Source organism: Actinomycetota bacterium, from assembly GCA_005774595.1.
GTDB lineage: Bacteria > Actinomycetota > Coriobacteriia > Anaerosomatales > D1FN1-002 > D1FN1-002.
In genome coordinates this window covers 1-6,605 of the sequence record VAUM01000087.1, presented here as the reverse complement: position 1 = coordinate 6,605, position 6,605 = coordinate 1, and the positions used below count along the sequence as shown (strand labels likewise).

Below are 6,605 nucleotides of genomic sequence, written 5' to 3'. Positions count from 1 at the left end.
CGCGGAAGCGGGGGAGCAGGCCGGCAGCGGCCGCACCCCCGCCGTGCAGGTCGACGGCCCCGCCGCTGCGCCCCGAGCCCTTCGCGACGCCGTCCTCGATGCAGAAGAGCAGCGCCGGCACGCCGTACTGCGCCGCGAGCCGTGACGCGACGATGCCCTTGACGCCCTCGTGCCAACCCTCGCCCGCCAGCACGAGCGCCCGGTCGCCCGGCGCGAACGTCTGCGCCGCCTGCTCCCCCGCCGCCTCGAGCAGACCGGCCTCGAGCGCCTGCCGCGTCCGGTTGTCGGCATCGAGACGCTCGGCGAGGCACTGCGCGCTGTCGGGGTCGTCGGCGAGCAGGAGCGCGAGCGCGTCGTCGGGGTCCCCCACCCGCCCGGGCGCGTTGAGGCGCGGCGCGAGCGCGTACGCGAGGTTGTCGGCGCGCATGACGCGCGTCTCGATCCCGGCGACCTGCGCGAGCGCGGCGATGCCCGCGCGCGGGGCCGAGCGCATACGCGCCAGCCCGTCGGCGACGAGCGCTCGGTTCTCGCCGGCGATCGGCACGACGTCGGCCACCGTGCCGAGCGTCGCCAGGTCCGTCAGCGTGCGCCACTCGCCGGGCGAGCCGAGCAGCCCGCCGACGGCCTGCACGAGCTTGAGCGCCACGCCCGCGCCGGCGAGCCCCGCGGACGGGGCTGCGGCGCCGTCCGGATGCAGCCGCGGGTCCGCGACCGGCACACCGCGCGGCACCTCATCGCCGGGCTCGTGGTGGTCGGTCACGACGAGTGACACGCCGCGCTCGCGCAGCACGTGCGCCTCCGCTGCCGACGAGATCCCGCAGTCCACGGTGACGACCAGTTCCGGCGACAGCTCGAACACCCGCTCGAGCGACGCGACAGACAGGCCGTACCCCTCGCGGAAGCGGTGCGGCACCATCGGCGCCGCGTCGGCGCCCATCGCGCGCAGGCCCCGGACGGCCAACGCGGCCGCCGAGATGCCGTCGAGGCCGAAGTCGCCGAAGACCACAATCCGCCGGCCGGCGTGCACTGCGTCCGCGACCGCCTCGGCGGCCTCAGCCATCCCGCAGACCAGCAGCGGGTCGAGCCAGTCACGAGCGAGGTCGGGGGTCAGGAACGCGTCCGCCTCGGCAGCCGAGGCCACGCCGCGCGCGGCGAGCATGCGCGCGACGATGGCCGAGTAGCCCGCCGAGCGCAGCGCCATCGCTGCGGACTCGTCCGCGGGCCTGAGCACCCATCCGGCCTCCCGGCGCTCCACGTGCCTCACACCGCCGTCCGGACGCGAAGGGACCGGCGTGCGGGTCGCGTTCCTTCCACATCGCGAAGATCGGGCTCGCGACCGCGATCGAGGAGTACGCGCCCGAGATCAGGCCTATGAGCAGTGCGAACGCGAAGTCCTGCAGCGTCTCGCCGCCGAACACCGTCAGTGCGATGACCGGGATGAGCGTGGTCAGCGAAGTGTTGATCGAGCGGATGAAGACCTGGTTGATCGACTCGTTCGCCATCTGCATGAACGACTGCTTGACGATGCGTCCGCTGTTCTCCTTGATGCGGTGGAACACGACGATCGTGTCGTACAGCGAGTAGCCGAGGATGGTCAGCAGCGCAGCGAAGGTGTTCGGCGTGACCTCGCGCCCCGACAGCGCGTAGATGCCGAGCACGATGCCAGCGTCGTGCAGCAGCGCCACGACCGCGGTGATCGACATCTTGTACTCGAAGCCGAACGTGATGACGATCAGGATCGCCACCACCGACCAGAGCAGCGCCATGATCGCGCTGTTCGTGACCACCTTGCCCCAGCCCGGGCCGATCGTCGTGACGTTCGTCTCCTGCGCGGTGAGCTTGAGTGCGGCGACCACCTTCTGGTAGGCCGCCGACGCCTTCGTGGCGTCAGGCTCGGACACGCGCACGATGTAGCTGCCCTCGCCCGCCGGCTGGATGTTCGCGACCTTCGCGCCCTCGATCTTCGCGCCCTCGAGCGCGCGGCGGATCTGTTCGGTCGACACCGTCCCGGCCTTCTCGAACGTGAGCACGGTGCCACCCCGGAACTCGATGCCGAAGTTCAACCCGCGGATGAGTATCGCGCCGATGCCGACGACGAGGACGAGGGCCGAGAAGCCGAGCATCCACCACCGCTTGCCCATGAAGTCCATGTGCAGGTTCACGACGCATCACCAGCCCTCAGGCCGAAGATGCCGGGCATCTTGGACACCACCGACTCCGCGAGCATGATGATGATGGTGCGGGTGAACAGGATCGCGACGGTCAGGTCGCACACGATCCCGAGCATGAGCGTGAACGCGAAGCCCTTCACCGGCCCGATCGCCACCGACCAGATGACGAGCGCGGAGATGAAGGTGACGAAGTCGGCGGTGATGCTCGTGCCGAGCGCGTGGCGCGTGCTCGACCTCGACGCGCTGCGCGCCGTCTTGCCCATCCGCACCTCCTCCTTGAACCGCTCGAACATCAGGATCGAGGAGTCGGCCGCGATGCCGATGGACAGCACGATGCCGGCGACGCCGGGCAGCGACAGCGCGAACATGTTGAAGCGCGACAGCAGGGCGAGGATGCCGAGCTCGAGGACCGAGAAGACCGCAAGGGACACCCAGGAGAGCACGCCGAAGCCGCGGTAGAACAGCGCCATGAACGCGCACACGACGCCGAGACCCACCAGGCCGGCGATGAGGCCCTGCTGCAGCGACTGGGCGCCGAGCGTCGGGCCGACGACGCGGGACTCAGAGGCCTCGAGCGTCACCGGCAGCGCGCCCGACTCGAGGACCGCCGCGAGCTGCTTGGCCTCCTCGGCGGTGAAGCTGCCCGAGATCTGCGTGCTGCCGTCCAAGATCGGCTCGTTGACGGTCGGCGCGGACTGGACGACGCCGTCGAGCACGATGGCGACCTGCTTGCCCACGCTCTTGGTCGTGTAGTCGCCCCAGATCTTCGCCCCCGCCGAGTCCATCTCGACGTTGACCACGATCTGCCCGCCCTCGCGCGTGGAGACCACGGCGTTCTTGACCGTCTCGCCGCCGAGGAACGACTCGTACGTGCCCTCGACGAGCGGCTTGGGCCGATCGGTGGCCTTGCCCTGGTTCGCGGCCGTCAGGTACGCGTCCCAGTCCGCCTTCTCGCTGGCGGGCACGCTCGCCCAGTCAACGAACTCGAGGCGGCCGGTCGAGCCGAGCGCCTTGAGGGCGCCTTCGGCGTCCTTGATGCCCGGCAGCTGCACGAGCAGCGAGTCGGTGCCCTGCCGCTGCACGGACGCCTCGGAGACGCCGAGTCCGTTGACGCGGTTCGTGATGATGGTCTCGGCGCGGTCCATCTGCTCGGCTGTGAGCGTCTGGCCCGGCATCGGCTTCGCGGTCAGGATGACCGAGAGGCCTCCCTGGATGTCGAGGCCCTTGTCGATGCTCGTCGACAGCGGCCACAGCAGCCACGCCGACACGACCGCCAGCGTCCCGATGAGCGCGAGCGCGAGCGCGTTCTGTTGCTTCGGATCCATCCTCGGCCTTTCCGTCCTGTAGGTCCGACACGCGGTGCGACGCTGCGCCGCTACAGCAGCTTCGTCCCGTTGATGACGAGCGAGAACGTCGCGTCGAGCACGTCCGCGGCCTTGCGGCACATCTGCATGCGCGACAGGAAGATCTCGAAGTACTCCATGACCTGCGACTGGTCGGTGTCGATGTCTATCTCGAGGGTGATGGTACGCGACTCTTCGTCGACGCGCAGGAACGAGCGCTTGGCCGCGTAGTTCACGCGGTCGTGGATGTCGAAGCCCGCTGGCTCGGTCGCGCGCACGCGCGTGTGGTGGACGTCGGACTTGTCGGCGAGGATGACCGCGGCCGCGACCGGCGTCGCCGGCACGCCGAACTCCTCCTCGTGGTTGCCGACGGCGTTCATGATGACGGCGATCTCGCGCGGGTCCATCTCCATGCGCCACAACGCGCCCTTGGCGAGCAGCGCCGTCGAGACGCCGTGGGCCTCGCGGCCGATGCAGTTGCCGACGTCGTGCAGGAAGCCGGCGATCGAGGCGATCTCGGCGGTCCGGTCGTCGTAGCCGAGGCGGCGCAGCACGTTGCCGGCGATGTGCGCAGCGAGGTTCGCGTGCCGTCCGCCGTGCTCCGTGTAGCCGAGCGCGCCGAGGTAGGTGTCGCCCATCTCCATGTACGCGATGACGCCCGGGTCGTTCGCAACGTCCTCGAGCGACACCGCCCGCCAGGCCGGCTCGGTCATCTCACTCCTCGACCTTGCGGTTGACCGCGTCCTTGACCACGCGCACCTCGACGCCCGGGGCGATCTCGAGGAGCACCTCGTCCTCGCCCACCTCTGTGACCGTGCCGAGCAGGCCGCCTGCGGTGATCACGCGGTCGCCGGCCGCCAGTGACCTGACCATCTCCGTGTGCTGCTTCTGACGCATCTGCTGCGGCCGGATGATGATCAGGTAGAACGCGGCGACCATCACGACGAGCAGGATGATGTTGAGCGTGTCCTGGCTGATGCTGCCCACGGTACTGCCCCTCTCACGAGCGGTGCGTGCCACGCCTTCCGGGCACGGCCGCAAGCGCACATGATACCACCCGTGCGCAGGACCCTCGTCACCAGTCCGCCGCAGCCTCCGAGGCATCCCACGCGGCCGCGAACCCGGCGTACCGGCCCTCGGCGACAGCCTCCCGCGCGCGGCGCGTCAGGTCGAGAAGGAAGTGCAGGTTGTGCTGGGTGAGCAGGACCGCCGCGAGCATCTCCTTCGCGCGCACGAGGTGGCTGAGGTACGCACGCGAGTGCGCGGCGCACGTTGCGCACGAGCACGCCGGATCGAGCGGGCCGAGATCGCGGGCGAACCGCGCGTTCCGCAGGTTCAGCCGGCCCTGCGACGAGAACGCCGTGCCGAGGCGCGCCGTGCGGGTCGGGAGCACGCAGTCGAACAGGTCGACGCCCAGCCCGATCGCGCGCACGATGGTCGTCGGGTTCCCGACGCCCATGAGGTACCGCGGCGCATCGGCGGGCAGCGATGCAGCGACCGGCGCGAGCGAGTCGAGCATGAGGTCGTGCGGCTCCCCCACCGAGTAGCCGCCGATGCCGTAGCCGGGGAACCCGACCTGCGTGAGGCGCTCGACGCTCTCGGCACGCAGAGTCGGGTACACGCCCCCCTGGACGATGCCGAAGAGCAGCTGGCCCTCACGCCGGTGCGCGGCCTTGCAGCGCACGGCCCACTCGGCCGAACGACGCACCGCCTCGGCCACGCGCGACTGCTCGGCCGGATACGGCGGGCACTCGTCGAGCTGCATGATGACGTCGGCGCCGATCGCCTCCTGCACCGCGACGTTGTCCTCGGGCGACCAGAAGTGCTGCGCGCCGTCCACGATGCTGCGGAACCCGACGCCCTCGTCGGTGACCTTCAGCGTGTCGGACAGCGAGAACACCTGGAAGCCGCCCGAGTCCGTGAGCACGGCGCCGTCCCAGCCCATGAACGAGTGGATGCCGCCGGCCTCGGCGATGACGTCGGCGCCGGGCCGCAAGAAGAGGTGGTACGCGTTGGCCAGCACGATCCCCACGCCCAGGTCACGCAGATGCGCGGGGGTGAGGCCCTTCACGGTGGCGCGCGTGCCGACCGGCATGAACGCAGGCGTCGCGACATCGCCATGCGCGGTGTGCAGGACGCCCGCGCGTGCGGACGTGCGCGGATCGGTGGCCTCGAGGGTGAATGCGGCGTCCATAGGGCCTCGATTCTAGCGCACGGCCCCGGCCCCACCCGTCGCGCGGACGCGCTATGCTCGTGGGCGCGAACCCACTGACCGGACGCGGCGTCGAAAGGCGAGAGTGACGAGCGTGACCGCCGACCGCACCAGCGACAGCGCGCTCGTCGAGGCCGCCCGAGGCGGCGACCGCGACGCGTTCGAGAAGCTGATGCGCGCGCACCTCGACGCGGTCTACGGTCATGCGCTGAGGTTCTTCGGCGACCGGACGTCGGCGGAGGACGCGGTTCAGGAGGTGTTCATCAAGGTGTACCGCTCGCTGGACACCTTCGACGGCCGGTCGGCCTTCACGACCTGGCTGTACCGCATCACGCGGAACGTCTGCCTCGACATGTTCCGCGCCGGCAGGCGCCGCCCCGCGCCGGTCGACCCGGTCGACGTCGAAGCCGTCGCTCCCGGCGACCTCGCGGACCAGGTGGTCACGCAGGCCGCCGTCGAGACGGCGATGGGCGCGCTGGCGCCCGAGGACCGCGACGCCCTGAACGCGGTCGCGCTGTTCGACCTGAGTTACGCCGACGCAGCCGAGGCGCTCGGCGTGCCCGTGGGAACGGTCAAGTCGCGGGTGTTCCGCGCACGGCGGGCGCTCGCGACGATGCTTCGCGTGGGAGATGACGACTAGATGGACTGCGAACGCGCGCTCCGAGCGATCGCCGGGAGCATCGACGAGGGCAAGGGGTCCGTCCCCGACCTGGACGAGGCGCTGGCGCACTGCGCCGTCTGCGACTCGTGCCGCGTCACCGCGCGAGGCATGGCGCAGCTCGCCGGCGTGCCCGCGCCCAAGGCACCCGAGGGCCTCGCCGACCGCGTGATGGCCGCCGTCGACTCCGTACGCGCCGAGGACGCCGCGCTCGCCGAGTC

Annotated in this window: 8 protein-coding genes; 2 read left to right on the top strand and 6 right to left on the bottom strand. The window is 70.8% G+C overall.

Annotation, left to right across the window (positions count from 1 at the left end; translation table 11 throughout):
• The 6 genes from FDZ70_05010 to tgt form a co-directional block, all read right to left on the bottom strand.
• A partial coding sequence (locus tag FDZ70_05010; GenBank protein ID TLM77888.1) for a single-stranded-DNA-specific exonuclease RecJ occupies positions 1–1,201 on the bottom strand: 1,201 nt, incomplete at its 3' end.
• Complete coding sequence (gene secF, locus FDZ70_05005; protein TLM77887.1) at positions 1,089–2,162, bottom strand: protein translocase subunit SecF; 1,074 nt, start codon at positions 2,160–2,162, stop codon at positions 1,089–1,091. The genes secF and FDZ70_05010, both read right to left, overlap by 113 nt.
• Complete coding sequence (gene secD / locus FDZ70_05000; GenBank protein TLM77886.1) at positions 2,159–3,496, bottom strand: protein translocase subunit SecD; 1,338 nt, start codon at positions 3,494–3,496, stop codon at positions 2,159–2,161. Before secD ends, secF begins: the two co-directional genes overlap by 4 nt.
• A gap of 50 nt (positions 3,497–3,546) precedes the next feature.
• On the bottom strand, positions 3,547–4,227 hold the full coding sequence (locus FDZ70_04995) for an HD domain-containing protein (protein ID TLM77885.1): 681 nt from the start codon (positions 4,225–4,227) through the stop codon (positions 3,547–3,549).
• A gap of 1 nt (position 4,228) precedes the next feature.
• Positions 4,229–4,618, bottom strand: coding sequence for a preprotein translocase subunit YajC (gene yajC / locus FDZ70_04990; GenBank protein ID TLM77884.1), 390 nt, complete (start codon positions 4,616–4,618; stop codon positions 4,229–4,231).
• The gene (gene tgt / locus FDZ70_04985; protein TLM77883.1) at positions 4,590–5,708 is read right to left on the bottom strand and encodes a tRNA guanosine(34) transglycosylase Tgt; all 1,119 of its coding nucleotides are present in this window, start codon (positions 5,706–5,708) and stop codon (positions 4,590–4,592) included. Before tgt ends, yajC begins: the two co-directional genes overlap by 29 nt.
• Before the next feature lie 190 nt (positions 5,709–5,898).
• Here tgt and FDZ70_04980 point away from each other — a divergent pair, with 190 nt between their 5' ends.
• Together FDZ70_04980 and FDZ70_04975 are read left to right on the top strand one after the other, a co-directional pair.
• On the top strand, positions 5,899–6,366 hold the full coding sequence (locus tag FDZ70_04980) for an RNA polymerase sigma factor (GenBank protein ID TLM77889.1): 468 nt from the start codon (positions 5,899–5,901) through the stop codon (positions 6,364–6,366).
• Positions 6,367–6,605, top strand: a 239-nt coding sequence (locus FDZ70_04975; protein TLM77882.1) for a hypothetical protein, incomplete at its 3' end; no start/stop codon positions are given.